The sequence below is a fragment of the Helicobacter canis genome (assembly GCF_008693005.1).
In the GTDB taxonomy this organism is placed as follows: domain Bacteria; phylum Campylobacterota; class Campylobacteria; order Campylobacterales; family Helicobacteraceae; genus Helicobacter_B; species Helicobacter_B canis.
This window is the reverse complement of the sequence record NZ_VXKE01000007.1, coordinates 54,755-77,323: the sequence shown is the minus strand read 5'-3', so window position 1 is coordinate 77,323 and position 22,569 is coordinate 54,755. Positions and strand designations below refer to the sequence as shown.

Annotated in this window: 23 protein-coding genes; 15 read left to right on the top strand and 8 right to left on the bottom strand. The window is 45.2% G+C overall.

Features of this window, described 5'->3' with window-relative positions; all coding sequences use genetic code 11:
• From F4V45_RS03005 to F4V45_RS02960, 10 genes are all read left to right on the top strand, one after another.
• Nucleotides 1–543: FkbM family methyltransferase (locus F4V45_RS03005; protein ID WP_150336996.1), on the top strand; the 543-nt coding region annotated here is incomplete at its 5' end.
• Nucleotides 540–1,847 carry a glycosyltransferase family 2 protein gene (locus F4V45_RS03000; protein WP_150336995.1) on the top strand — a complete coding sequence of 436 codons (1,308 nt, stop codon included), beginning with the start codon at nucleotides 540–542 and terminating at the stop codon, nucleotides 1,845–1,847. The genes F4V45_RS03005 and F4V45_RS03000, both read left to right, overlap by 4 nt.
• 117 nt (nucleotides 1,848–1,964) lie before the next feature.
• Nucleotides 1,965–2,891, top strand: coding sequence for an inositol monophosphatase family protein (locus F4V45_RS02995; RefSeq protein WP_150336994.1), 927 nt, complete (start codon nucleotides 1,965–1,967; stop codon nucleotides 2,889–2,891).
• Between the two features lie 23 nt (nucleotides 2,892–2,914).
• The gene (accD, locus tag F4V45_RS02990) at nucleotides 2,915–3,790 is read left to right on the top strand and encodes an acetyl-CoA carboxylase, carboxyltransferase subunit beta (RefSeq protein WP_023929522.1); all 876 of its coding nucleotides are present in this window, start codon (nucleotides 2,915–2,917) and stop codon (nucleotides 3,788–3,790) included.
• Complete coding sequence (locus F4V45_RS02985) at nucleotides 3,762–4,220, top strand: 23S rRNA (pseudouridine(1915)-N(3))-methyltransferase RlmH (RefSeq protein ID WP_023929521.1); 459 nt, start codon at nucleotides 3,762–3,764, stop codon at nucleotides 4,218–4,220. Before accD ends, F4V45_RS02985 begins: the two co-directional genes overlap by 29 nt.
• 20 nt (nucleotides 4,221–4,240) lie before the next feature.
• Entirely contained in the window at nucleotides 4,241–4,603 is a 363-nt protein-coding gene (gene dksA, locus F4V45_RS02980; protein WP_023929519.1) for an RNA polymerase-binding protein DksA, read from the top strand.
• Nucleotides 4,604–4,618: 15 nt separating this feature from the next.
• On the top strand, nucleotides 4,619–5,674 hold the full coding sequence (locus F4V45_RS02975) for a hypothetical protein (protein ID WP_150336993.1): 1,056 nt from the start codon (nucleotides 4,619–4,621) through the stop codon (nucleotides 5,672–5,674).
• A gap of 3 nt (nucleotides 5,675–5,677) precedes the next feature.
• Nucleotides 5,678–7,330: an O-antigen ligase family protein gene (locus tag F4V45_RS02970; RefSeq protein ID WP_150336992.1), complete on the top strand. Its 1,653-nt coding sequence runs from the start codon at nucleotides 5,678–5,680 to the stop codon at nucleotides 7,328–7,330.
• Nucleotides 7,331–7,376: 46 nt separating this feature from the next.
• Nucleotides 7,377–8,279 (top strand): SPFH domain-containing protein, encoded by a 903-nt coding sequence (locus tag F4V45_RS02965; RefSeq protein WP_150336991.1) that lies wholly within the window; start codon nucleotides 7,377–7,379, stop codon nucleotides 8,277–8,279.
• 97 nt (nucleotides 8,280–8,376) lie between these two features.
• A complete protein-coding gene (locus F4V45_RS02960) occupies nucleotides 8,377–8,844 on the top strand; it encodes a hypothetical protein (RefSeq protein WP_150336990.1) in 468 nt (155 codons plus the stop codon).
• A 71-nt stretch (nucleotides 8,845–8,915) separates the two neighbouring features.
• Here F4V45_RS02960 and F4V45_RS02955 read toward each other — a convergent pair whose 3' ends face one another.
• The 8 genes from F4V45_RS02955 to F4V45_RS02920 form a co-directional block, all read right to left on the bottom strand.
• On the bottom strand, nucleotides 8,916–9,839 hold the full coding sequence (locus F4V45_RS02955) for a class II fructose-bisphosphate aldolase (protein WP_150336989.1): 924 nt from the start codon (nucleotides 9,837–9,839) through the stop codon (nucleotides 8,916–8,918).
• Nucleotides 9,840–9,866: 27 nt separating this feature from the next.
• The gene (locus F4V45_RS02950) at nucleotides 9,867–10,733 is read right to left on the bottom strand and encodes a peptidylprolyl isomerase (protein ID WP_150336988.1); all 867 of its coding nucleotides are present in this window, start codon (nucleotides 10,731–10,733) and stop codon (nucleotides 9,867–9,869) included.
• A gap of 86 nt (nucleotides 10,734–10,819) precedes the next feature.
• Nucleotides 10,820–11,341 carry a shikimate kinase gene (locus F4V45_RS02945; protein ID WP_023929511.1) on the bottom strand — a complete coding sequence of 174 codons (522 nt, stop codon included), beginning with the start codon at nucleotides 11,339–11,341 and terminating at the stop codon, nucleotides 10,820–10,822.
• Nucleotides 11,338–11,907: an AMIN domain-containing protein gene (locus F4V45_RS02940; protein WP_246144982.1), complete on the bottom strand. Its 570-nt coding sequence runs from the start codon at nucleotides 11,905–11,907 to the stop codon at nucleotides 11,338–11,340. Before F4V45_RS02940 ends, F4V45_RS02945 begins: the two co-directional genes overlap by 4 nt.
• A gap of 41 nt (nucleotides 11,908–11,948) precedes the next feature.
• A complete protein-coding gene (locus F4V45_RS02935) occupies nucleotides 11,949–12,209 on the bottom strand; it encodes a hypothetical protein (protein ID WP_023929509.1) in 261 nt (86 codons plus the stop codon).
• Nucleotides 12,210–12,217: 8 nt separating this feature from the next.
• A complete protein-coding gene (gene eno, locus F4V45_RS02930) occupies nucleotides 12,218–13,504 on the bottom strand; it encodes a phosphopyruvate hydratase (RefSeq protein WP_023929508.1) in 1,287 nt (428 codons plus the stop codon).
• Between the two features lie 21 nt (nucleotides 13,505–13,525).
• Entirely contained in the window at nucleotides 13,526–14,563 is a 1,038-nt protein-coding gene (gene recA, locus F4V45_RS02925) for a recombinase RecA (protein WP_023929507.1), read from the bottom strand.
• Nucleotides 14,564–14,751: 188 nt separating this feature from the next.
• Nucleotides 14,752–15,684 (bottom strand): hypothetical protein, encoded by a 933-nt coding sequence (locus F4V45_RS02920; protein ID WP_034578059.1) that lies wholly within the window; start codon nucleotides 15,682–15,684, stop codon nucleotides 14,752–14,754.
• Between the two features lie 329 nt (nucleotides 15,685–16,013).
• On the opposite strand from F4V45_RS02920, the gene F4V45_RS02915 reads away from it, so the two are divergent.
• The 5 genes from F4V45_RS02915 (at nucleotide 16,014) to F4V45_RS02895 (ending at nucleotide 22,556) form a co-directional block, all read left to right on the top strand.
• Nucleotides 16,014–17,924, top strand: coding sequence for a propionyl-CoA synthetase (locus F4V45_RS02915; protein ID WP_150336986.1), 1,911 nt, complete (start codon nucleotides 16,014–16,016; stop codon nucleotides 17,922–17,924).
• Between the two features lie 21 nt (nucleotides 17,925–17,945).
• Nucleotides 17,946–18,821, top strand: coding sequence for a methylisocitrate lyase (gene prpB / locus F4V45_RS02910; protein WP_150336985.1), 876 nt, complete (start codon nucleotides 17,946–17,948; stop codon nucleotides 18,819–18,821).
• A 30-nt stretch (nucleotides 18,822–18,851) separates the two neighbouring features.
• Nucleotides 18,852–20,006 carry a bifunctional 2-methylcitrate synthase/citrate synthase gene (gene prpC, locus F4V45_RS02905; protein WP_150336984.1) on the top strand — a complete coding sequence of 385 codons (1,155 nt, stop codon included), beginning with the start codon at nucleotides 18,852–18,854 and terminating at the stop codon, nucleotides 20,004–20,006.
• 397 nt (nucleotides 20,007–20,403) lie between these two features.
• On the top strand, nucleotides 20,404–21,858 hold the full coding sequence (gene prpD, locus F4V45_RS02900; protein WP_150336983.1) for a 2-methylcitrate dehydratase: 1,455 nt from the start codon (nucleotides 20,404–20,406) through the stop codon (nucleotides 21,856–21,858).
• A 146-nt stretch (nucleotides 21,859–22,004) separates the two neighbouring features.
• A complete protein-coding gene (locus F4V45_RS02895; protein ID WP_150336982.1) occupies nucleotides 22,005–22,556 on the top strand; it encodes a DUF507 family protein in 552 nt (183 codons plus the stop codon).
• Nucleotides 22,557–22,569: the final 13 nt, after the last annotated feature.

Sequence of the window (22,569 nt, the reverse complement as noted above, 5' to 3'; positions counted from 1 at the left end):
CCAAGCGATTCTAAGATTTTAGATGAAAAATGTGGGTTGCAAGGAAAATCACAAGGGAGTTACCTTAGCGGTAATGACCGCAGGGATTTTTCGCCGCTCCCGCATTTTTCGCTAAAAGCTGAATCGCCGCAAGCCCAAAAGCCAATGCCTAGATATATGGAGTATTATATGTTTAATGAACCCGCTTGGAACACCTTCGACCCCCAAGTCGCGCAAAACTCTCTAGGCAAGCTCCAGCGCATAGTCAAAGTGCCGCTGCTCACTCTTGGGGAAGTGCTGCATACTTATGTGCCAAAGGGCGTGGAAATAGACTTTTTAAGCATAGATTGCGAGGGCTTTGACCTAGCGGTGCTAGAGAGTAATGACTGGGATAGCTTCGTGCCACACATCATAATCGTAGAGATTTTGACAAACATTTATGGCGAGCTAGATATGGTCGCTTTGCAGGATAATGAAATCGCGCGCTTTCTCTTCTCTAAAGGCTATGCCCTAGTCGCCAAAGCGCACAATAGCGTGATATTCCAGCACAAAGATAAGCGATGAAATGTCCTAAGCTTTTAGATTCTAGCTTTTTGCCGTCATTGCAAGCGGTATCTGCGAAGCTATCCACACTAGAATCTAGCGCGCAAGTGGATTTTGGGAATGATTATTCTGCTAGCGCAGAATATATGGATTGCCACGCCTTGCCTAGCGACAAGGCTCGCAATGACAGAAAAAACGCAGAAATTCTCAACACGCCGCAAGCGGAAGCAAACCTAGATTCTAGTAAAAGCCCAAGCGATTCTAAGATTTTAGATGAAAAATGTGGGTTGCAAGGAAAATCACAAGGGAGTTACCTTAGCGGTAATGACCGCAGGGATTTTTCGCCGCTCCCGCATTTTTCGCTAAAAGCTGAATCGCTACAAGTAAAAGTTTCTATCATTGTCCCTGTTTTTAATACCCAACCCTACATCACACGCTGTTTAGACTCACTCATTAGCCAAAGCTTGCGAGATATTGAGATCATCATCGTTGATGATTGTGGGAGTGATAGAGCTATGGAGATAGCTAAAGAGTTTGCCGCGCGCGACCCTAGAATCCATATTTTGCACAACTTAAAGAATCTAGGCTTGCTCCACACGCGCTGTGTAGGCGCAGCTGTGGCTAGGGGCGAGTATATCTTGTATGTGGATAGCGATGATTATATCAAGCCCAATTTATGCGAGCTTTGCTATGAGCGTGCGCGAGAGTCAAAGGCGGATATGGTGGTGTTTGGCAGTGAGTGCAGGGGCTTTTATCGCTATGTGTATCAGCCTAAAGGCAGTAGAATCTACACGGGCTCTGCTCTTAGCAAGCTGATTTTCCCCACGCGCAGTAAGTTTAGCCCATATTTGTGGAACAAGCTCTATAAGCGCGAGCTAATTGTTGAGGCTGATAGTATTGTATCGCGTGTGGCAGGTCCTATCACGCTTGCAGAAGATTTGCTCAAAGCCTTTGTCCTTTTGCATTTAAGCTCCACCGCCGCCACACTGCCACAAAAGCTTTATATCTACTGCGCTAATGCCAGCTCCTCTACTAGCTCTTGCAAAGATAGGGCGCAAAGCAGAGCAAAAGCCCTAGAAGACATTAAGGCGTATGGCAGAGTGGCGCAAGCTCTGGCGTTTTGTGCTAGAGAGCTTAGAGCTTATGAGTCTTGTAGGCTTTATGGTAAGTTTGATAGAGTGCTGCGCTATTTGGTGCTGTGCAAAAGGGCGCAGGCAGGGGGCTACATTAGCAATATGTGGGCTTCGCTTTTTGTGTGGTTTCGCATAGAGTCGCTGGCAAAAATAACGCTCTATATCCTAAGCTTTGGCAAGATTATCCGCTAGAATCTGCTTCTACAAATCCACTTGCTTTGCGTGTTGGCTTTACTCAAGGAAGCTTGCTTGCGCTACAATGCTGTTGTTATTTCACCCTAGATACACCACCAAAGCCAAAGGAGTGATATGAGCGAGTTTCTATGTGCGGTTTTGCAAGCAGCTAGAGAGATTATCCCCCTGCTTGCTATGCGTGAAGAGCATTTGCTGCAAGCGGGCGCAAAAGGAGCTGGCGGAGATATAAGCATAGGCGCGGATCTGCTGTGTGAAGAGATTTTTACCAAGCATTTATCGCATATTGGGCATATTGATTCAGAGGAGAGTGGGTTTATCGCAGCTGGGTTGCAGAATAACAAGGATTTTAGCGATAAAGCCCAAACTCTGTCATCGCGAGACTTGCACCAGCAAGTCGTGGCGATCCACAAATCCACGCAAATAGATTGCCACGCGCACCAAGCCGCTCGCAATGACGACAAAAACGCCACTTATCAAAGCGTAGCTTCTTTAGAAAAGCCAACGCCCAAAGCTAACAAACCCATAATCGTGCTTGACCCTCTCGATGGCAGCGACAACTACCTCTCCAATATCCCCTACTATGGCGCGAGCCTAGCTCTCTGTGATGGCACAGGGGCAGTGCTAGAAGCCGCGGTGATCAACTACTGCAGTGCGCACATCATCTATGGCAATCGCCACACGCCAAATGCGACTAGAATCCACATTTTTACCCAAGAGCAAGTCTCTCTAGCCCCCACGCGTGCAAAATGCGGAGTCTTTGAAAAGGCTTATTCCTACCCAGATATTGCTAGAGAGCTGTATGTACATAAGCTTAAATTCCGCTCTTTGGGGGCTAGCGCACTCTCTTTAGCCTATGCTTTAGAGCATAATTTCTTCCTTTTTTGTGGCGCGATACGCAAGTATGACGCACTAGCAGGGCTTTTTCTCTGCCGTAATTTGCACATCGCTAGGGGCGCGGACTTTTTGCTTGTGAGTCAAAATAAGCAAGTTTTTGGTATGATTGAGCAAATACTTTCCAAGCACCATATTAAGCAGATTTAAGCAAGATTGAAGGAGTATAGGCGATGGGATTTATGGAGTTTTTGAAAAACATCAAGCGCGATGAAGCACGAAGTGCCAAAGACACTTCAAGCCATTGGGTCAAGTGTAGCAAATGTGGTGCGCTTATGTATTATAAGGAAGTCGCAGCACTTGGGCAAGTTTGTCCAAAATGCAACTACCACTTCCGCATTTCTGCAAGCGATAGAATCCAAATCCTTTGCGATAGTGAAAGCTTCATCGAGTATGACAAATCCCTAGCTCCTGTGGATCCGCTTAACTTCGTGGATAAAGAGAGCTATAAACAACGCGTGAAAAAATATGAGCAAAAAACAGGTCGCCCAAGCTCGGTCATCGCCGGGGAAGGGCGGATTCTAGGCGTGCCTATGCAGATTGTGTTCTTTGACTTTGCGTTTATGGGCGGGAGTCTTGGCTCTGTGGAGGGGGAGAAAATCGTGCGTGCTATTGATCGCGCAGTGATGAAGCACCAATCCCTAGTCATCGTCTCTACAAGCGGCGGAGCTAGAATGCAAGAATCCACTTACTCCCTTATGCAAATGGCAAAGACTTCCGCCGCGCTTAATCGCTTAAGCGAGCATTCTCTGCCGTTTTTCTCTGTGCTTACAGATCCTACCTTTGGCGGGGTGAGCGCGAGCTTTGCGTTCTTAGGCGATGTGATTATCGCAGAGCCCGGAGCTATGATAGGGTTTGCCGGGGCTAGGGTGATTAAGCAAACAATTGGCGCAGATCTCCCAGAAGGCTTTCAAACCGCAGAGTTTCTCTTAGAGCACGGGCTTATTGATATGGTCGTATCAAGGGGCGATTTACGCAAGACTTTGAGTGATTTAAGTCTTTATCTCAATCCATTCAGCTATGAAAATCCAGCTCTACACCATATCTAAGCCACTATCCCAGACAAAGCTAGAAGAGCACTATCACAAGCTTTGCAGAAGCTTTGGTGTGGAGATCATAATGCAGTATATTTTCCCAAGTGCAGTAGCCAAAGCCCAAAAGCAAAGCCCCAAATGCGCGCAAGAGTCCTACACCAAGGCTCTGCTTCCGCTACTGCTGCCAAGCAAGCAGGCAAATATCGCGCTCCACCCACAAGGTGCTAGCCTAGACTCTCAGGGCTTTGCCAAGCTTTTTGCCAATCAAACGCGGCTGGCATTTTTCATTGGCGGGGCATTTGGCTTTGAGCAGGCGTTTCTTGATAGGACTACGCCCATTAGCCTAAGTCCGCTGACTTTTAGCCATACAATCGTAGGGGTGATTGTGCTAGAGCAGATTTACCGCGCGTGTAGCCTACTGGCAAACCACCCCTACCACAAATGACTACATCACAAGGAGCGTGTGTGGAAAATACCATCGATATGCAGGAGTTTGAAGCGATTTTGCTTGCGCGTAGGCTTGATCTCCTAGAGATTCTAGCTCTGGGGAACACAAATATCAAAGACTTGCACGCAAGCAGCTTGACTGATGATAGCGATTTGATTTCAGCAGAGATACAAGGCAAGCTAGATTCTCTAATCATTGAGAAATACACCATAGAGCTTGCCGAGATTGAAGCATCGCTACAAAAAATCACTGATAATACCTATGGAATCTGTGAAATGTGTGATGAAATGATTAGCAAAGAGCGGCTTACAATCAAGCCACACGCGCGCTACTGCATCACTTGTAGAGAGCTGTATGAGAAAAATCAGCCCAAGTCGTAATTATTATAAGGAGGTATGATGAATTTTACAGGCTATGCGCTTTTTTCATTGGTGTTTTTTGTCGCGGTATTTGCCGCTACATTTGGGCTATGTGTGCAGCGATATGAGCTAGAGACAACATTGGCATTGACAACTGCGCTGTGGGTGAGTGCGCCTGTGGGGGTGTTTTTCATCTGCACAAGTATGCTGCTGTTTTATAAAAACCTGCATACATTTATCAGCCAAAAGCGCGCGCAAAAGGACTTCTCTCTCCTAATTGATCAAATCTGCACCCAAGCTAACGCTCTCTCTCTAAGCCAGCTAAATCCGCTAGAATCCACACATTCTCCCTACACGCCAGCCTCACTGCACCATACTGCTAACAAGCAGCTCTCCGCTGCGATTGCTAGATTCCACCTTGTGCCAGCTCTTGGCTCGCAAGACTCTGGTAATGCTAAGATTGATAAGCTTTTTTCCCTCTACCACGCTATCGCGCAAGGATCGCTAGAAGATACGCGTAAATACCACCTAGCCAAAGATAATCCTTTCACCCTGCAAAATACCAAAAACTACGCCCTAAAAAGCAACAAAAACGCGCTAGAAATTTTTAGCGATACAAGCAAGAGTGATGAAGTGCGCGCCTATGCCTTTGGGCTTATTTGTGAGTCTAAAAATGCCAAAGATTTACAAAAGGCTCTCAATGCCAATGCTTACAACTGCCTAGATTCTAGCTCTTTGCAGCGGGCTTTGCTTCTGTGTAAGGAGCTTAATATCTCTCTAGAATCCGCGCAAATCGCCGAGCTTTGCAAGCAAGCGGGCTTTGGCGGGGGCGAGTATCTTGCTTTGGCAAAGGCTATGCAAAGTCTCTGCGCACCTGATGAGTGGCTTAAGTATTTTGAGAATCTAGCGGATAATGATGAGAGCGCGCAGGTGGCGTATTTGTTTGTGCTAGTTGAGCTAGAGATGGTAAGCGAGCTTGAGCGAAAGATGAAGAGCTTTGACAAAGGTGAAATGACAGGGCTGCGCGCATATATCGAGCTAAAGCGATTAGGGAAGCACTATCCCATTTCTGCCTTTGTCATCGTGGGATAATCTATGGCATATAGACAAAAGTGGCGTGAGTATTGCCTGCTGCTTTGTGTGGGGCTGATACTCATCGCCCTAGCCCTACTGCCGCTCTCTGGCAGTGTGATTTATATTAAGCCATCAACTCCTATCAATCTTTTGTATGTGGCAAGCGGGGTGTTTGCGCTTGTGTTTTGGCGCGATTTCGCGCGCGTAAAAGCCATAGCCCCCCCCCTTATAGGATTTTTTGCCATAGTGCTAGCACTTGGTGCGCTCTCAAGCCTATATAGCGCAAATAGCTATGAAACCTTGCAGAATGTGCGTAGGCTGGCATTTGATGGGCTATTTATGCTCATTAGCTATCTTGTGCTTAGGCGTTTAGATTCTAGGGGGTTTGCTATCTTTTTTATGCTGCTGCTTGTGGTGGTGTTTATCCAGCCTGTGGCTACGATTGTGGATTTTGGCATTGACTATGCTAATGGTGATATTTCTGTCAATACGCGTGCTACGGGGTTTAAAAACGATCAAGCTCTGGTGTATAGCTTTATTTTGCTCTTTGCTGCTGCGCTCTCCATCGCTATGCTTTGGCTCACTCGTGGTAAGGCTCGCTTGTATAGTGCGGGGCTATTTGTCATAGCTTTGCTTGCGATTTTGGCGAATAATTCTCGGCTTGTCTTTGTGGCGTTGTTTGTGGCTCTTTTGCTGCCGTTTTTGTTGTTTAGGTTTGCGTATAAAAGGTGGATTCTAGCGTTTGTGGGAGGGCTGGCTCTAGCCTTTGTAGCGGTGGTGTATGTAGCTAGCGCGCAGTGGAATGAGCGGTATAACTTCCACAAAATGGCAAATCATCTCTCCTATGTCCTTAGCTTTGAGCCTGCGCTTATGGGGCGATTTGACAAAGCTTGCACGCCAGAAGTGATTTTCTACAACAATGCCTTTGACTTTACTAAGCCCCTTGCATTCCACGCTTATAATCACAACTCTCTCTTTTTTACCAAGTATTCTGCTATCTCTGCGCTTATCAAGGAGTTTAGCACGCTAGAATCTAGCGCGGACTTTACGATTAAAGGAGCGTATTTGCGCGCATCTAGGCACTATGGCTGGCTGCTTTGCTCGCGCTTCTCTTTCCCCAAAGATGAGAGCTTCTCGTGGGAGCATAGCTCATTAGCACGCCTATCGATGGGTAAATCTGCCTTGCAAGCCATCTGGCAGAACCCTTTGCGCCCTAATGGCTTTGGCTTTTTGGCTTATGTGGATAATTTGGAGCAGATTTTCCCTAGAGATTCCTTGCACCATAGCTATGTGCTCTCTCTCCTTGATCGCCCAGCTGGCTACCCACACCCGCACAATCAGCTTTTATCACTTGCTTTTGAGCTCTCTATCTTGGGGCTTGTGGCGATCGGGGGCTTTTGCTATATGGTGTTTTTCCACAAATTGCGCCCTGTTTTACGCACGATAGAATCTAGGCTAGATTCTAGCTCTAGTGGTGCGCTCTCCTTTAGCCAAGCTTTAGCGCGCAATAGCTATGGGATTGTGTTTGTCGGTGGGGTGGTGTTTATCGTGGCACTTAGTGTGGCGATGATTTTTGACTGCTTGCTGTGGCGGTGGAATACGACTTATTTGTTTGTGCTATTTGGAGCTGTGCTAGCAAGTAAGGATACACTAGTGCAGCAAGATAGCTCGTAATATGCTAGAATCTAGCTAGATTCTATGTAAAGTTAAGGAGTGTTAAATGCTTATTTTTGCTGGTGTGGTGTTGGCTTTATGTGTGGCGGTGCTAGCTTTTGGGGTAAAGATTATTTCGCAGACTGATATTGCTATTGTAGAGCGATTGGGGAGATTCCACAGGGTGCTTGATGGTGGGTTTCACTTTATCATTCCTATAATTGATAGGATAAGTGCGGTGGTGAGTGCTAGGGAGCAGATGATAGATATTGGGCGGCAGCAGGTGATTACTAAGGATAATGTCAATATCAATATTGATGGGATTGTGTTTTTGAAAGTCTTTGATGCAAAATCTTCAGTGTATAGCGTCAATGACTATAAACAAGCCATTGCAAACCTTGCTACCACGACACTTCGCGGTGAGATAGGGCGGATAAATTTAGATGACTCTCTCTCATCTCGTGATAGGCTTAATGCCGCTTTGCAAGTAGCATTAGGCGATGCGGCAAATAACTGGGGTGTGAAGATTATGCGTGTGGAGATTAGTGAAATCTCTGTGCCAAAAGATATAGAAAATGCGATGAATCTGCAGATGAAGGCTGAAAGAGAAAAACGCGCCATTGAGCTGAAAGCACAAGCGGAAAAAGAAGCTCTAATCCGCAATGCTGAAGCTCTAAAGCAAGAGAAAGTGTTACAAGCAGAAGCCATTGAGCGTATGGCAGATGCCAAAAAGTATGAGCAAATTGCCCTAGCACAAGGGCAAAGCGATGCTATGGAGCTTATTGCTAATCAAATGAGTAAAAACGCACAGGCAGCAGAGTTTTTGCTGACAAAGGAGCGGATTGTAGCTTTCACAGAGTTAAGTAAGAATCCAAGCAAGGATAAGGTGATTATCCCCTATGAGACGAGTGAATTTATCGGTGGGCTTAGTGTGATAGGTGAATTTCTAGGCAAGGGTAAAAAGGCGTAGAATCTAGCTTGTGGATTCTAGGGCTTTGCTGCCAAATCTTAGAATCCAAATCCCTTATGGGAGTTTTCTAAAAACAATGCAAATATAAGGAAGTGAAATGTCGGCACTTATGCTTTTGGGGTTGGGGCTTGGCTTTATCGTGGCGGAGATATTTTTTGGCTCGTTTTTCTTATTTTTTATCGGTTTAGGGCTATGTATCACAGCGGGGATCGAGTATATTATAGGCTTTGGCGGTGGCAGTGTGGAGAGCGTGTATGCGTGGCAGGCGGTAAGCATTTGTGCTTTTGCTTTTCTTACACTTATTTCGCTAAGAAAGCCCATAAAATCGTGGTTTAAAGGCTCACAAGTTTATGAAGATTCTCTGCAAAATGGTGGCGGTGTAGGTGAGATACAGCAAGAAATGGTGTATTTCAAAGGCACATTATGGGCGTATGAGCTAGAGAAGAGCCCAGAATCTAGCGAGATGGATTCTAAGTCGGCTTTAGATTCTATGGCTTTACGCGATGGTGATAAAGTAGAGATTTTGTCGATAGAAAAAGGGAGAGCGATCATCAAGCTAGCATAAGAGCTAGAATCTAGCTTTTATGCTAGAGCTTCAGCAAGCTCACTAGAAGCAGGCTCCGCTAGATTCTAGGGCTATATTTTCCCAGCACTACCTAGCACACCCATACGCTCTACCATAACTTTTGTGATAGATTCCATCGCAGGGGCGAAGAATTTACGCAAGTCAAATTGTGTATTATCAGTATTGGCGACTTTTCGCACTTCAGCGATAAAGGCGATACGCAAGTCTGTATCAATATTGACCTTATTGATCCCACCTTTTACCGCTTCTTGCAAAAATGCAAATGGCACACCCTTACTACCTTTTAAATCCCCGCCTGTGGCTAAGAAAGATTCTCTCACATAATCAGGTATAGCACTTGCGCCGTGCAAAACAAGCGGGATATTTGTGCGTCTTTTGACTTCTTCCAATCGCTCAAAGTCAAGCTTTGGCTCACCTTTAAACTTAAATGCGCCGTGGCTTGTGCCAATGGCTGGAGCGAGATAATCCACCTTTGTAGCTTTGACAAATTCTTCTGCTTCATCAGGATTGATAAGCACCGCGTCCTTTTCATCAACAGAAATATTATCCTCAATCCCCATAAGCCGCCCAAGCTCTGCTTCCACGCTCACACCCTTGCTATGTGCGTATTGCACGACTTCTTTTGTCATTTCTAAATTTTCTTTAAAAGGGTGGTGAGAGGCATCAATCATCACAGAAGTAAATCCCGCATCCACTGCCTTTTTGCAAGATTCAAAGCTTGTGCCATGATCTAGGTGCAGTGCCACAGGGATATGCGGGTAGCGATTGGATAGAATCTTTACCAAACCTACTGCCATATCAATCCCCATATACTTAATCGCCCCCTCACTTGCCTGAACGATGATGGGTGATTTAGCAACATCAGCCGCCATAAAGATAGAATTTAGCATTTCAAAATTGACAAAGTTAAATGCCCCCACGCCATAGCCTTCTTTGTGCGCCTTTTGTAAAATCTCATTACCATTGACTAGCATTACTCACTCCTTGTGTTTAGATTCTAGTTAGAGAGAAGTTTGGATTTTAGCCTTTGCGCGTAGGCTATCGACCTTGCTTTTCATCGTTTCAGAGACTTTTTTCTCATTAAGCATATTGATAAGCGGCTGCTTGATAGAGTCAAAGGCATATTCATTTGCTTTGTCGATAACATAGATGACATGGTAGCCAAAGTCTGTTTTCACAGGGGCTTTAGAGTATGTGCCAGCACTCATAGCAAATGCCGCATCAGAAAATGGCTTCACCATATGCTCTTTCTCAAACGCACCAAGATCGCCGCCGTTTTGGGCTTGCTTATTGCCCGGATCGATCGTGCGTGCATTAGCAAGCGTGATGAAAGTAGATTCTACCTTGCTCTTTGGAGCTTTGTTAAGCTCATCGATGATTTTTTGCGCTTCTGCTTCTGTCTTTACCACAATGTGGCGCGCATGGACATTGGGCTTTTTAAACTCAGCCTTATGGGAGTCATAATAAGTGCGCGCATCGGCTTCTGTGGCTCCGCCTTTGCTAGCGATCGCTTGGATCTCGCGCTGTGCCCACGCTTGGACTAGCAAGCGGTCTTTGATGTTTTGCGTAATTTTGTCAAATGCTTGTGTAAATTCTGGTGTGGTGTCGATTTTGGCGCGTTTGGCCTCTTTGGCGATTAGGACATTGTTGATCGCTTGATCAAGTAGCTCTTTTTGCTGATTTTTGGGCAGCTTACTAAAGTCAAAACCGGGGTTTTGCGCTCTAATTTCATCAAATACTTCCTCTGTGATTTGTGTGCCATCAACAGTTGCAAGCACTTTCGCCCCTGCTATGTTTAGACCAAGAGAGCAGATAAGTGTAGCGGCTACTAGACTATGCTTGATTGTGCTATAAGAGGTTTTTTTCATTTATGTTCTCCAAGTGGTAGATTTGCTCGTGTGAGTGCAGAAATTGTAGCGGCTTTTTGTAAATTATCTTTAACGGCGTGTGGCGGCTATGGGGCTAGTAGCTGCTTGAGATTATGCTCTTGTGTAAGCTGCTCTAGCAGGCTTTGTGCTAGATTGGGCTTAGTGGCATCAAGGATAATATCAGCTTGAGATTTGTAGCTATCTTGTCGCTGTGTGAAAAGCTCTTTTGCTGCGCTATGATCGGCAAAAAGCGGGCGAGAAGCATAGTCCGCTTCGCTTAGGCGCGCGCAGATTGCTTCAAAGCTAATGGATAGAAACACCACCACCCCCATAGGCTTGACATTGTGGTATATAGGCATACCGCCCCCTGTGGCGATGATGGCGCGCTGGATATGAGAGCTTGCCCACTTGACAAACTCCCCCTCTCTCTTTCGCCACGCTTGCTCCCCAAATCGCGCGAAATACTCTTTCACACTCATTCCACTAGATTGCTCAATGACCTTATCAGTATCTAGCGCAAACCACCCGCAAGCCTTGCTTAGCTCTATGGACAAAGTGCTTTTCCCACTGCCCATAAAGCCAATTAGCACGATATTTGTCGCACTCATCGCACAGAAATGATATAGTAGTCCCCATCGCGTGAGATTTCGTAGGGGTATTGCCCATCAAGGGTAATGACAAAGCGGTAAAAGTCCTTATGCACGCCTAATGACGCTTTGGTGAAGTATTTGACACCAAGCTGCACGGAGTCGCTTGGATTCTCGTCCTTTTTCTCAATGTCTAGCACGATACGATAGGGGCTTGGCAGGACAAAAGAGCGCAGGATCGCAGAGCTAGTATAGAGATAGAACTTGCTCCCTTGTGTGAAGAATTGAAATGGCTTAATGGTCCAGTAGCGCACATCTTCGTTCAAAATCGCGCCTTTTTGCGTAAGTAGTAGTGGATAGTGCCAGTCTATACTCTCATCAATGGGGATTGTTTTTGTCCCTATGGTGCCATCGATGTTTTGGTAAGTGATGGTGATGCTCTTTAAGATTCTAGCGGTGCTTGGGAGCTTGAAGTCCAAGTCTTTAAAGGGGTCTTTGGCGTTTTTTTGGATAAAGCTATCTTCTTTGGGCTGTATCACTGGCTCAAATGGATTCTCCCTAGCGTGCAAGTTTGCAAGCACTAGCACACACAAAAGCCCTAGGCAAGCTTGCTTTACTCTTCCAAACCTCACGGCTCAAGTCCTTTTAGCTCAAATAAATCTTTTTGTAATTGTGCATTTTTGGCTTGGAGATCGCTTACTTCTTCAAGGAGCTCATCGCGCTGGGCGATGTTTTTTAGCAAGACATCAAGCGAATTATCCCCAAAGAGTAAGAATCCCACATACGCGCCCACACACACTACCGCGATAAATCCGTAGATATAGATTCTATGTGTATAGATCCTATACCAAAACTGATGATTTTTAAGTAGTGCAAAATAGGCGCGCATAAGCTCTCTTATAAGAAGCTTTTATCAAACAATGCTCTGCCTAGATACTGCGCATTGGCGATGTCTTTTTGGATAAATAGCAAGCGATTATACTTGCTCATTCTCTCGCTTCTAGCAGTCGAGCCTGTTTTAATCTCACCCGTATTGAGCGCGATAGCAAAATCTGCGATAAAGTGGTCTTCACTCTCTCCACTTCTGTGGCTCATAATGCACTTATAGCCGTATCTTTGGGCAAGGCGCACGGTTTGCATCGTCTCGCTCACCGTGCCAATTTGATTAGGCTTAATCAAAATCGCATTGGCAATGTTACCCTTAATGCCTTGAGCTAGAATCTCGTGATTGGTTACAAACAAATCATCGCCCACAAGCTGGATTCTATCGCCAAGCTTTTGTGTAAGTAGCTTCCAGCCTTCCCAATCATCTTCACTTAGCCCATCTTCAATAGAGACGATGGGATATTTCGCACAAAGCTTTTCATAATAGCCCACAAGCTCACTAGAATCTAGCTTTTTCCCCTCGCCTTTTAGGTGGTAGATCCCAGCTTCATCGACAAGCTCGCTGCTTGCTACATCAAGTGCTATGGCAATTTGCTCTCCGGGCTTATACCCTGCTGCTTCTATGGCTTTTAGGATTACTTCAATAGGTTCTTCATTGTTTGTAAGATTAGGTGCGAAGCCCCCTTCATCACCGATACTTGTGATATGTCCAGCTTTATTGAGGATCTGTTTTAAGTGTTGATAGACCTCTGCACTCGCGCGCAAGGCTTCATCAAAGGTATCAAAGCCTAGGGGCATAATCATATACTCTTGGAAATCCACGGTATTGTCTGCGTGGCTTCCGCCATTGATGATGTTAAGCATTGGCACGGGGATTGTTATGGCATTGCTCCCGCCTAGGTAGCGATAGAGGGGGATTTTTAGGCTCTTTGCCGCTGCACGCGCAACCGCCATAGAGACGCCAAGTGTAGCATTTGCTCCAAGGTTTGCATAGTTATGCGTGCCATCGATGTCTTTCAAAATCCCATCGATAAGCCCTTGATCAAAAGGGCTAGAACCAATGAGTGCATCAGAAATTGTCGTATCGACATTTTCACACGCCTTTAGCACCCCCTTACCAAGGAAACGCTTCTTATCGCCATCGCGTAGCTCTAGAGCCTCTCTCTTGCCTGTGCTTGCACCACTTGGCACAATGGCACTACCACTTGTGCCATCACTTAGAAAGACACTTGCGCAAATGGTTGGATTCCCACGAGAGTCTAACACTTCTTGGGCATAGACATTATCGATATAAATCATTGAAGCTCCTTTAAGGTGGTGTTAGTTGGATTCTGGCTCATCTGGGAGTGGGAGAATCTCTTCACTCGTGCCAATTTGCTCTTTGATCTTTTGGGTGATTTCTTGGGCTAGGGCGGTGTTTTCTTTAAGCAAAAGCTTGGCATTTTCCCTGCCTTGTCCTAGCTTTTGGTCTTTATAGCTAAGCCACGCGCCACTTTTATCGATGAGATCAAGCTTCACTCCATAGTCGATAATCTCCCCCTCTTTACTAATCCCCTCGCCAAACATAATGTCAAACTCCGCTTCTCTAAAAGGTGGGGCGACTTTGTTTTTCACCACTTTTGCTTTGACGCGATTGCCGATGTGCTGCTCGTTTTGCTTCAGTGATGCGATGCGGCGGATGTCGATTCTCACGCTTGCGTAGAATTTCAGTGCATTCCCACCTGTGGTGGTCTCTGGGCTGCCATAGCCCATCATACCGATTTTCATACGGATTTGGTTGATGAAAATGAGCGTGGTATTCATCTTATGCAGCGCGCCTGTAATTTTGCGCAGCGCGTGGCTCATAAGCCGTGCTTGCAAGCCCACATGCTGATCGCCCATATCGCCATCGATTTCTGCCTTTGGTGTGAGAGCTGCCACAGAGTCGATCACCACCAAATCCACCGCCCCACTGCGCGTAAGTGTCTCTAAAATCTCTAGTGCCTGCTCGCCATTATCTGGCTGGGAGACAAGGAGATTTTCCGTATCGACTCCTAGCTTTTTAGCATAATACACATCAAGCGCGTGCTCGGCATCGATAAAGGCAGCAATTCCTCCATTTTTCTGGCACTCTGCGACAATTTGTAGTGAAAGTGTGGTTTTCCCGCTGGATTCTGGTCCATAGATTTCAATAATGCGCCCCTTTGGCACGCCCCCAATCCCTAGTGCCATATCAAGCCCAAGCGAGCCTGTCGCGATAGAATCTACCTTTTCCACTTGCTTATCACCAAGCCGCACAAGCGCGCCTTTACCAAAGGCTTTATCGATTTGCTTTAACGCTAAATCAATCGCCTTTTTTTTGTTCTCATCCATTGCCATAAAAGTCCTTACAAGTTGTGATATTTGGGTGTTGTGCTCCTGCGCCCTGACCTTGTGCAAGGCTGGATTATAAGCTAGTTTTTATCAAATTTTCCTTAATGCTTGCTTGCCTAGATTCTAGGTCTAGAGTGCTTGCATTGGGCAAGGCTAAGCTAGATTCTGCTTGTAGAATCTAGCTTGTGTTGAAGCTATCGTGCTTGCTGGATATTGTTAGAAAAAAGCGTGCTATATGGCGTGGAAGCCGCAATGATTTCACAAAAGCTTAGGAGGTCGCCACGGCTTTTGAGCGTATCTATCAATGTGCGCACAATGTGTAGGCTATGCTGGCTTTGCGTGTGTTTTGGGGCGTGGCTAGGTGAGGTGAAGTGCTTGTGGATTCTCTGCACTAAGGCGGTGTTGTTGATCTCTAAAATCATAGAATCTATGGGCATTTTTAGAAACATTAGTCCATCATCTGGCAAAAGTGAGAGATAGGCACTATCAATCCCAAAGAGTTTAGCACTATAAGAATCAAAGAAATATAAGGATTTGTTGTAGTTGTCTTCTAGGCTTTGTAGCATTAGCTCAAGCACGCTTATGCGCTCATTTGGTGTAAAAAGATTGCCAATAGGGCAGAATCCAAAACGAAGCAAAGATTCTATGCTATACCACTCAATGCTTTCAAAGCTATGCTCCAGCATTCGCTCATAGCGGACTTTGCGCAATATTTCTGCGCGAGATGAGTTGCCAAACTTGTAGGGAAAGGTAACAACTTTATCGCGGTAAGCAGGAGAGGGGAAGCGAGGGTGGATCACAAAGCGTCTTTTAGATTCTTTCTCTAAGATATATTCCAATCCCCCTTCATAGCCTTTGTCTATGATTGTTATTTCACTTTGTGGCAGGGCTTTAAGAAGTGAGGCAAACTCATCTTCATCGCAGTCTTGCTCCCAGATTCTACTAGGATAGCGGAAGAAAGTGTTAATGGCATTAAGCACTTCTGCTTGCGGTGCTTTTGTAACACTTCTATCAATCCACGAGGTAAGTGTGCGCCTGTCTTTGCCGATGATTTGGGCAAATTTGGACACGCTTAAGCCGGAGTTTTGATAGATAGTGATGAGCTTTTCTAATGTGGTGAATGCCATAACGCCTGCTTTGTAATAAAATGCGATTCAGTCTTGGGCAAACAATGCGATTGATTGCGCGATTTCTAGGATAGTCATTACCACTCTAGGTAACTCCTACCCTAAAAATCGCGCAAAGCAACCACAGCTCCGCCGCAATGCTTAGAATCGTGCTAAACAAATAACCTTCAAAACTGGATTCTAGGTAATCTTACAATAATTGCACAAAAATTGTTCAATTATGCTGTTTATGTCCAAAGCATAGCTTCAAAAACTCAAAAATTGTTCATAACAAATCTGCACATTCTAGCTAGAATAAACCCCTAGCCAAACTTTCCAAAGGAGGTGAGATGCCCACATATCAAGAAGTGTATAAACAATCCATTGAAAATCCAGAAGCCTTTTGGGCAGAAGCTGCTAAAAAAGTGCATTGGTATCACGAATGGGATAAGGTGCTTGATGTTGTAAATGATCATTATCGCTGGTTTGTCGGTGGCTGTATGAATACCTGCTACAACGCCCTTGATTTGCATATAGAAAATGGCAGAGGCGATCAAGTGGCATTGCATTATGACTCGCCTGTAACGGACACAAAAAAGTCTTATACTTATAAAGAATTACGCAAAAGAGTGGCAAAAACCGCTGGAATCTTAGTCAATAAAGGCGTGGTGAAAGGCGATAGAGTGCTTATCTATATGCCTATGATCCCAGAAGCAGTGATTGCAATGCTTGCTTGTGCTAGGATTGGGGCGATCCATAGCGTGGTCTTTGGTGGATTTGCCGCGCACGAGCTAGCCGCTAGGATTGAAGATGCAAAGCCTAGAGTTATTATGAGTGCTTCTTGTGGTATTGAAGTCTCTCGTGTGATTAAGTATAAGCCAACACTTGATGAAGCGATAAAAAGCTCTAGCCATAAGCCTACCACTTGTCTTATTTGGCAACGCCCACAAGAGAGGGCGAATATGCTGCCTTGGCGTGATGTGGATTGGGCAAGTGAAGAGGAAAAAACTGAAGCCGTGGAGTGTGTGCCTGTGGATGCGACTGATCCGCTTTATGTGCTTTATACTTCTGGCACGACTGGAAAGCCAAAGGGCGTTATCCGCAGTAATGGCGGGCATTCTGTGGCGATGAAGTGGTCTATGGATAATATCTATAACGCCAAGCCCGGCGATGTCTTTTGGGCGGCAAGTGATGTAGGCTGGGTTGTAGGGCATAGCTATATTGTATATGGCACTTTGATGAATGGCTGCACGACTATTGTGTATGAAGGTAAGCCTGTGAAAACGCCAAATCCTGGAGCATTCTGGCGAGTGGTGCAGGAATATAAAGTCAATATTTTGTTTTCTGCACCTACCGCATTTAGAGCGATTAAAAAAGAAGATGCTAAAGGTGAATGGCTGAAAAAGTATGATATTAGCTCACTTAAGGCAGTCTTTGTCGCTGGGGAGAGATGTGATAGCGATACGCTAAAATGGATTGAAAAGCTAGTTAAAAAGCCAGTAATAGATCATTGGTGGCAGACAGAGACAAGCTGGGCGATAGCGGCAAATCCGCTAGGACTAGAGCAAATGCCTGTAAAGCCCGGCTCTCCTACCAAGCCAATGCCCGGATTTAACTTAAAAGTGCTAGATGAAGAGGGCAAGGAATGCAAAGCCGGCAAGCTAGGGAATCTTGTGATTAAGCTGCCTCTGCCCCCTGCGTGTCTAATGGGAATCTGGGGCGATGATACAAGGTATAAAAACTCATATCTTAATCACTATCCGGGCTACTATCTCACCGGCGATAGTGGCTATATCGATAAAGATGGCTATGTATTTGTAATGGGGCGAATGGATGGGGTCATCAATGTCGCAGGACACAGACTATCAACAGGCGGTATGGAAGAGGCAATCTCCAAGCACCCAGATATTGCAGAATGTGCGGTTATTGGCGTAAATGATGAGCTAAAGGGCGAGATCCCACTAGCTTTTGTCGTGCTAAAAGATGGGCTAGAGCGAGATATACAAAGCTTATGCGAAGGCATTGTGCAGCTTGTGCGAGAAGAGATTGGTGCGGTGGCTTCACTGCATATTGTAGCGGTAGTGGCAAGGCTGCCAAAAACTAGAAGTGGTAAAATCCTGCGCGGCACAATGCGTGATATTGCCGATGGCAATGAATGGAAAATGCCTAGCACGATTGAAGATTCTAGTGTGCTGCCAGAGATTGAAAAAGCATTAGCAAATCTTGGCTACCCAAAATCTAAAGAGACTGCAAAGTCCTAGCCCCAAATCAAAGGAGAGACAATGAAAACAGCAGGACAGAAATTTAGAGAAGCATTAAAGGAAAATACTCCTTTGCAAATCATAGGTGTGATTAACGCCTACTCTGCTATACAAGCACAAAAAAGCGGTGCAAAAGCCCTGTATCTAAGCGGTGGAGCGTTAGCGGCGATGAGCTTAGGTGTGCCTGATCTTGGCATTAGCTCATTAGAAGATGTCTGCATTGATGTGCGCCGCATTACGGCAGTGAGTGATTTACCCTTGCTTGTAGATGCGGACACTGGCTGGGGTGGGGCATTTAATATCGCTAGAACGATTAAGGACTTAACGCGAAGTGGAGCAGCGGGCTGCCACATAGAAGACCAAGTCGCGCAAAAACGCTGCGGACACCGCCCAAATAAAGAGCTTGTAAGCAAAGAAGAGATGTGTGATAGGATAAAAGCGGCGATGGACGCAAAAATAGATTCTAGTTTTGTGGTAATGGCAAGGACTGATGCCCACGCAAGTGAGGGGCAAAACGCAGCGATTGATAGGGCGTTAGCTTATGTAGAAGCAGGGGCGGATATGATATTTGCTGAAGCAATCCACACGCTAGAAGAGTATAAGCAATTTACTGATGTGATAAAAGTGCCAGTGCTAGCAAATATCACAGAGTTTGGCAAGACGCCTTATTTCACAAAAGATGAGTTAGCAAATGTAGGAATCTCTATGGTGCTTTACCCCCTATCAGCAGCAAGGGCGATGAATAAGGCGGCGTTAGCGGTATTTAGAGATATTATCAACAATGGCTCACAGAAAAATAGCATAGATTCTATGCAAACACGCGATGAGCTGTATGAAATGCTTGGCTACCACGAGTATGAGCAAAAGCTCGATACACTCTTTAAAAGCAAAAAATAACCACACTAAATCTAAAGAAAAGGATAGAAAATGGCAGCACCAACGGAAAAAGTGGCAAAAAAAGTCGGCGGCTTAGCAGGGATAAGCGCAGGAGAATCCGCTATCTGCACTTGTGGCACAGGACACGGGCTAAATTATAGGGGATATGATATTTATGATTTAGCCGAGCATTGTGAGTTTGAGGAAGTGGCATATCTGCTATTAAAAGAAAAGCTACCAAATAAGGCAGAGCTAGAATCGTTCAAAAAGGAATTGATCGCGGCTAGGAGCTTGCCAAAAGAGCTAAAAGAAGTGCTAAAACTTCTGCCAAAAGATGCACACCCTATGGATATTATGCGGACAGCGTGTTCTACGCTTGGCTGCTTAGAACCTGAAGAATATGATGTGTTTAAAGCATCTTTTCCACATCAGCAGAGAATTGGCACAAGGCTTTTAGGAATTTTCCCAAGTGTGCTGACTTTCTGGCATCACTACCACGCAAGCGGCAAGGAGATAAGCACAGAATCTAAGCAAGATTCTATCGCCGGGTATTTCCTAGAATCCCTACACCAAAAAGAGCCAAAAGAACTATGGGTAAAGGCTATGCACGCAAGTTTGATTCTGTATGCAGAGCACGAGTTTAATGCCTCTACATTTACCGCAAGGGTGATTACCGCGACAATGTCTGATGTGTATGCGGGAATCACAGGGGCGATTGGGGCGTTAAGGGGACCGCTGCACGGCGGAGCAAATGAAGCGGCGATGGATTTGATAGAGGAGTTTAAAACGCCAGAGCAGGCAACGCAGGGGATTTTAGACAAACTTGCTAGAAAAGATAAGATTATGGGCTTTGGACATCGCGTATATGTGGAGAAAGACCCACGCAATGTGGTGATTAAGGCGTGGAGTAAAAGATTGAGTGATGATGTGAAAGACACAAAGGGGCTATACCCCATAAGTGAAGCGATAGAAAAGGTGATGTGGGAGCAAAAGAAGCTTTTCCCAAATCTTGATTTTTATAGTGCAAGCACATATCATTTTATGGGAATCCCTACGCTTTATTTCACGCCGATTTTTATCTTTTCACGCACGGCAGGGTGGCTGGCACATATCTTTGAGCAAAGGGGGAATAATAAGTTAATTAGACCTAGTTCGCAATATATAGGACCAGAAAACAAAGCGTTTGTGCCACTAAGTGAGCGTTAAGCTTTTGTGTGCTTTTGCGCGTTAGCTTTTTGGCTAAAAACGGCGATTGCTGCGGCTTTGGCGGCGTCATTACCGCTTAGGTAACTCCTTGCCAAAGCCTTGCAAAGCCCCATTTTAGCTCAAAAATCTTGCCGCTTGGGGCGTGTAGCCCTGCCATACAAGTGGCAACTTGAGCAAATATTTAGCTTGGCAATCAGCGGCGGTGAATCTAGAATCTAGTTTCTAGAATTTTATAAAAACACAAATTCTAGCCATTGCTCTGTTGCTTTGTGAGTTTTTAGGGGTTTTTACAATGGGAGTTACCTTAAGGGTAATGACTATTGTAAAAATCCCTAAATCTTGCAAATGGACAGACAAGGGCGAATTTCAACTATACTTTAACTACAAGGAGAACACAATGAGTGCCGATATGGGAACATTGGATACCAAACGACCGGAATTTGATGAGCTGCTAACAAAAATTGCGCGTTATGCGTTGGAGTATAAGATTAACTCCCCTTTAGCTTATGAGACGGCAAGATACTGCCTTATGGATACCATAGGTTGCGGACTTTTAGCCCTAAACTTTCCAGCTTGCACAAAGCTTCTAGGACCTGTTGTTGAGGGGGCAGAGTTTCGCCCTTTAGGAGCGAAAATCCCGGGGACTAGCTATCAGCTAGAGCCAGAGAGAGCGGCGTTTAATGTGGGAGCAATGGTTAGGTGGCTTGATTTTAATGACACTTGGCTAGCCGCAGAGTGGGGACACCCAAGCGATAATCTAGGGGCGATTTGGGCGGTAGCTGACTATCTAAGCCGCAAAAATATCGCTGAAGGCAAAGAGCCTTTAAAAGTCAAAGATGTGCTAAGTGCGATGATTAAAGCTCACGAGATTCAAGGCGTGTTAGCGTTAGAAAACTGCTTTAACAAAGTAGGGCTAGACCACGTGCTGCTTGTTAGGATCGCTTCTACTGCGGTGGCGTGCGCTATGCTTGGTGGGAGCTTTGAAGAAGTGCGAAACGCAGTAAGCCACGCTTTCATTGATGGCGGGGCGTTGCGGACATATCGCCACGCACCAAACACAGGCTCACGCAAAAGCTGGGCGGCAGGAGATGCAAGCTCAAGGGGCGTAAATCTCGCTTTAAAAGCAATAAGCGGAGAAATGGGCTATCCAAGTGCGTTAAGTGCGGAATTCTGGGGATTTGAAGATGTAAAAATGAAAGGTAAAAAGCTCACTATCCCGCAAGAATTTGGCAGCTATGTGATGGAAAATGTGCTGTTTAAAATCAGCTTCCCAGCGGAGTTCCACGCGCAAACTGCCGTAGAATGTGCCTTGAAACTGCATAATGAAGTAAAAGACAAGCTAGATTCTATTGAAAAGATTGTGATTACCACGCAAGAATCTGGACACAGAATCATCAACAAAGTCGGCGAGCTTGCAAACCCAGCTGATAGGGATCACTGCATTCAGTATATGGTGGCTGTGCCGCTTGTGTTTGGGCGACTAACCGCAGAAGATTATGAAGACTCTGTGGCGAGTGATACACGCATTGACGCCTTGCGTGATAAAATGGTAGTAGAAGTAGATGATCGCTATACGCGTGAGTATTTAGAAGCAGATAAACGCTCTATTGCCAATGCGGTGCAGATTTTCTACAAAGATGGCAGCAAGAGTGAAAAGGTGGAAGTGGAGTATCCTATCGGGCATAAACGCCGAAGAAGTGAGGGTATCCCTGTGCTTGTGGCGAAGTTTGAACGCAATATCGCCCTAAAACTTAGCCCCAAAAAATGCGAGCAGATTAAGGCAGTGTGTGAAAATCGAGCCAAGCTAGAATCTATGGCATTTAATGAATTTAGCGATTTGTTTGCTCTATAGCCTTTAGCTTCCTAGGTAGAATCTAGCCTAGATTCTACCTAGTGAGAGCCCTCCAAAGTAATCCTACAAAGCTACATTCTAGCGGCAAGATATTTTCATTATTGTAAATAATGCTATAATAACGCATTCTTATTCAAGGTTGCACTATGCGCTTACGACTTAATCAAATTGGGTATATTGCCAATAAAATTGCACTTGATTTATATAACTCTAGCTTGCTTGCTTTACAGGTCCCTATTGAGAGTGTCGCAAAGGTAGCAAAAGATATTCTTGAAGCAGATGTGAAAGATGAGCTAGCTATCGATCAAAAGGCGCAAGAGTTGCTCGAGAAAAATCAAAGTGAAGTTGAGTTTTTGCGCGTTGATGAGCGCAAGCTCTTTGGTATGATTAAGCGGCAGATTGCTGATGAGCGGCGGTTTTTGCTCTTTTGGGACGATCGATATAATGCACTTTCGCATAGGATTTTAGATACATTGCTTGAGAAAAAGTATGTGCAATTTAATGTCAATAAAAATCAAATTAAAAACATCATTTTTAAAGCTATCGATAGTTTTGCCAAAATGCACGATGATATTCAAGATGAAATTGTCGAAAAAATCAAAAACTACAAGAGAAAACTACTTGTTGGGACAGATGAGTATGAGCTGATTTATGACAAACTCTATGAAGAAGAGCTGCGTAAGAAAGGCTTTATGTAGCCTAGCTAGGGGG

Coding starts and splice junctions, on each gene's coding strand:
- F4V45_RS03000 (WP_150336995.1), top strand. CDS start 540: ATGAAATGTCCTAAGCTTTTAGATTCTAGCTTTTTGCCGTCATTGCAA.
- F4V45_RS02995 (WP_150336994.1), top strand. CDS start 1,965: ATGAGCGAGTTTCTATGTGCGGTTTTGCAAGCAGCTAGAGAGATTATC.
- accD (WP_023929522.1), top strand. CDS start 2,915: ATGGGATTTATGGAGTTTTTGAAAAACATCAAGCGCGATGAAGCACGA.
- F4V45_RS02985 (WP_023929521.1), top strand. CDS start 3,762: ATGAAAATCCAGCTCTACACCATATCTAAGCCACTATCCCAGACAAAG.
- F4V45_RS02975 (WP_150336993.1), top strand. CDS start 4,619: ATGATGAATTTTACAGGCTATGCGCTTTTTTCATTGGTGTTTTTTGTC.
- F4V45_RS02970 (WP_150336992.1), top strand. CDS start 5,678: ATGGCATATAGACAAAAGTGGCGTGAGTATTGCCTGCTGCTTTGTGTG.
- F4V45_RS02965 (WP_150336991.1), top strand. CDS start 7,377: ATGCTTATTTTTGCTGGTGTGGTGTTGGCTTTATGTGTGGCGGTGCTA.
- F4V45_RS02960 (WP_150336990.1), top strand. CDS start 8,377: ATGTCGGCACTTATGCTTTTGGGGTTGGGGCTTGGCTTTATCGTGGCG.
- F4V45_RS02955 (WP_150336989.1), bottom strand. CDS start 9,839: ATGCTAGTCAATGGTAATGAGATTTTACAAAAGGCGCACAAAGAAGGC.
- F4V45_RS02950 (WP_150336988.1), bottom strand. CDS start 10,733: ATGAAAAAAACCTCTTATAGCACAATCAAGCATAGTCTAGTAGCCGCT.
- F4V45_RS02945 (WP_023929511.1), bottom strand. CDS start 11,341: ATGAGTGCGACAAATATCGTGCTAATTGGCTTTATGGGCAGTGGGAAA.
- F4V45_RS02935 (WP_023929509.1), bottom strand. CDS start 12,209: ATGCGCGCCTATTTTGCACTACTTAAAAATCATCAGTTTTGGTATAGG.
- eno (WP_023929508.1), bottom strand. CDS start 13,504: ATGATTTATATCGATAATGTCTATGCCCAAGAAGTGTTAGACTCTCGT.
- recA (WP_023929507.1), bottom strand. CDS start 14,563: ATGGCAATGGATGAGAACAAAAAAAAGGCGATTGATTTAGCGTTAAAG.
- F4V45_RS02920 (WP_034578059.1), bottom strand. CDS start 15,684: ATGGCATTCACCACATTAGAAAAGCTCATCACTATCTATCAAAACTCC.
- F4V45_RS02915 (WP_150336986.1), top strand. CDS start 16,014: ATGCCCACATATCAAGAAGTGTATAAACAATCCATTGAAAATCCAGAA.
- prpB (WP_150336985.1), top strand. CDS start 17,946: ATGAAAACAGCAGGACAGAAATTTAGAGAAGCATTAAAGGAAAATACT.
- prpC (WP_150336984.1), top strand. CDS start 18,852: ATGGCAGCACCAACGGAAAAAGTGGCAAAAAAAGTCGGCGGCTTAGCA.
- prpD (WP_150336983.1), top strand. CDS start 20,404: ATGAGTGCCGATATGGGAACATTGGATACCAAACGACCGGAATTTGAT.
- F4V45_RS02895 (WP_150336982.1), top strand. CDS start 22,005: ATGCGCTTACGACTTAATCAAATTGGGTATATTGCCAATAAAATTGCA.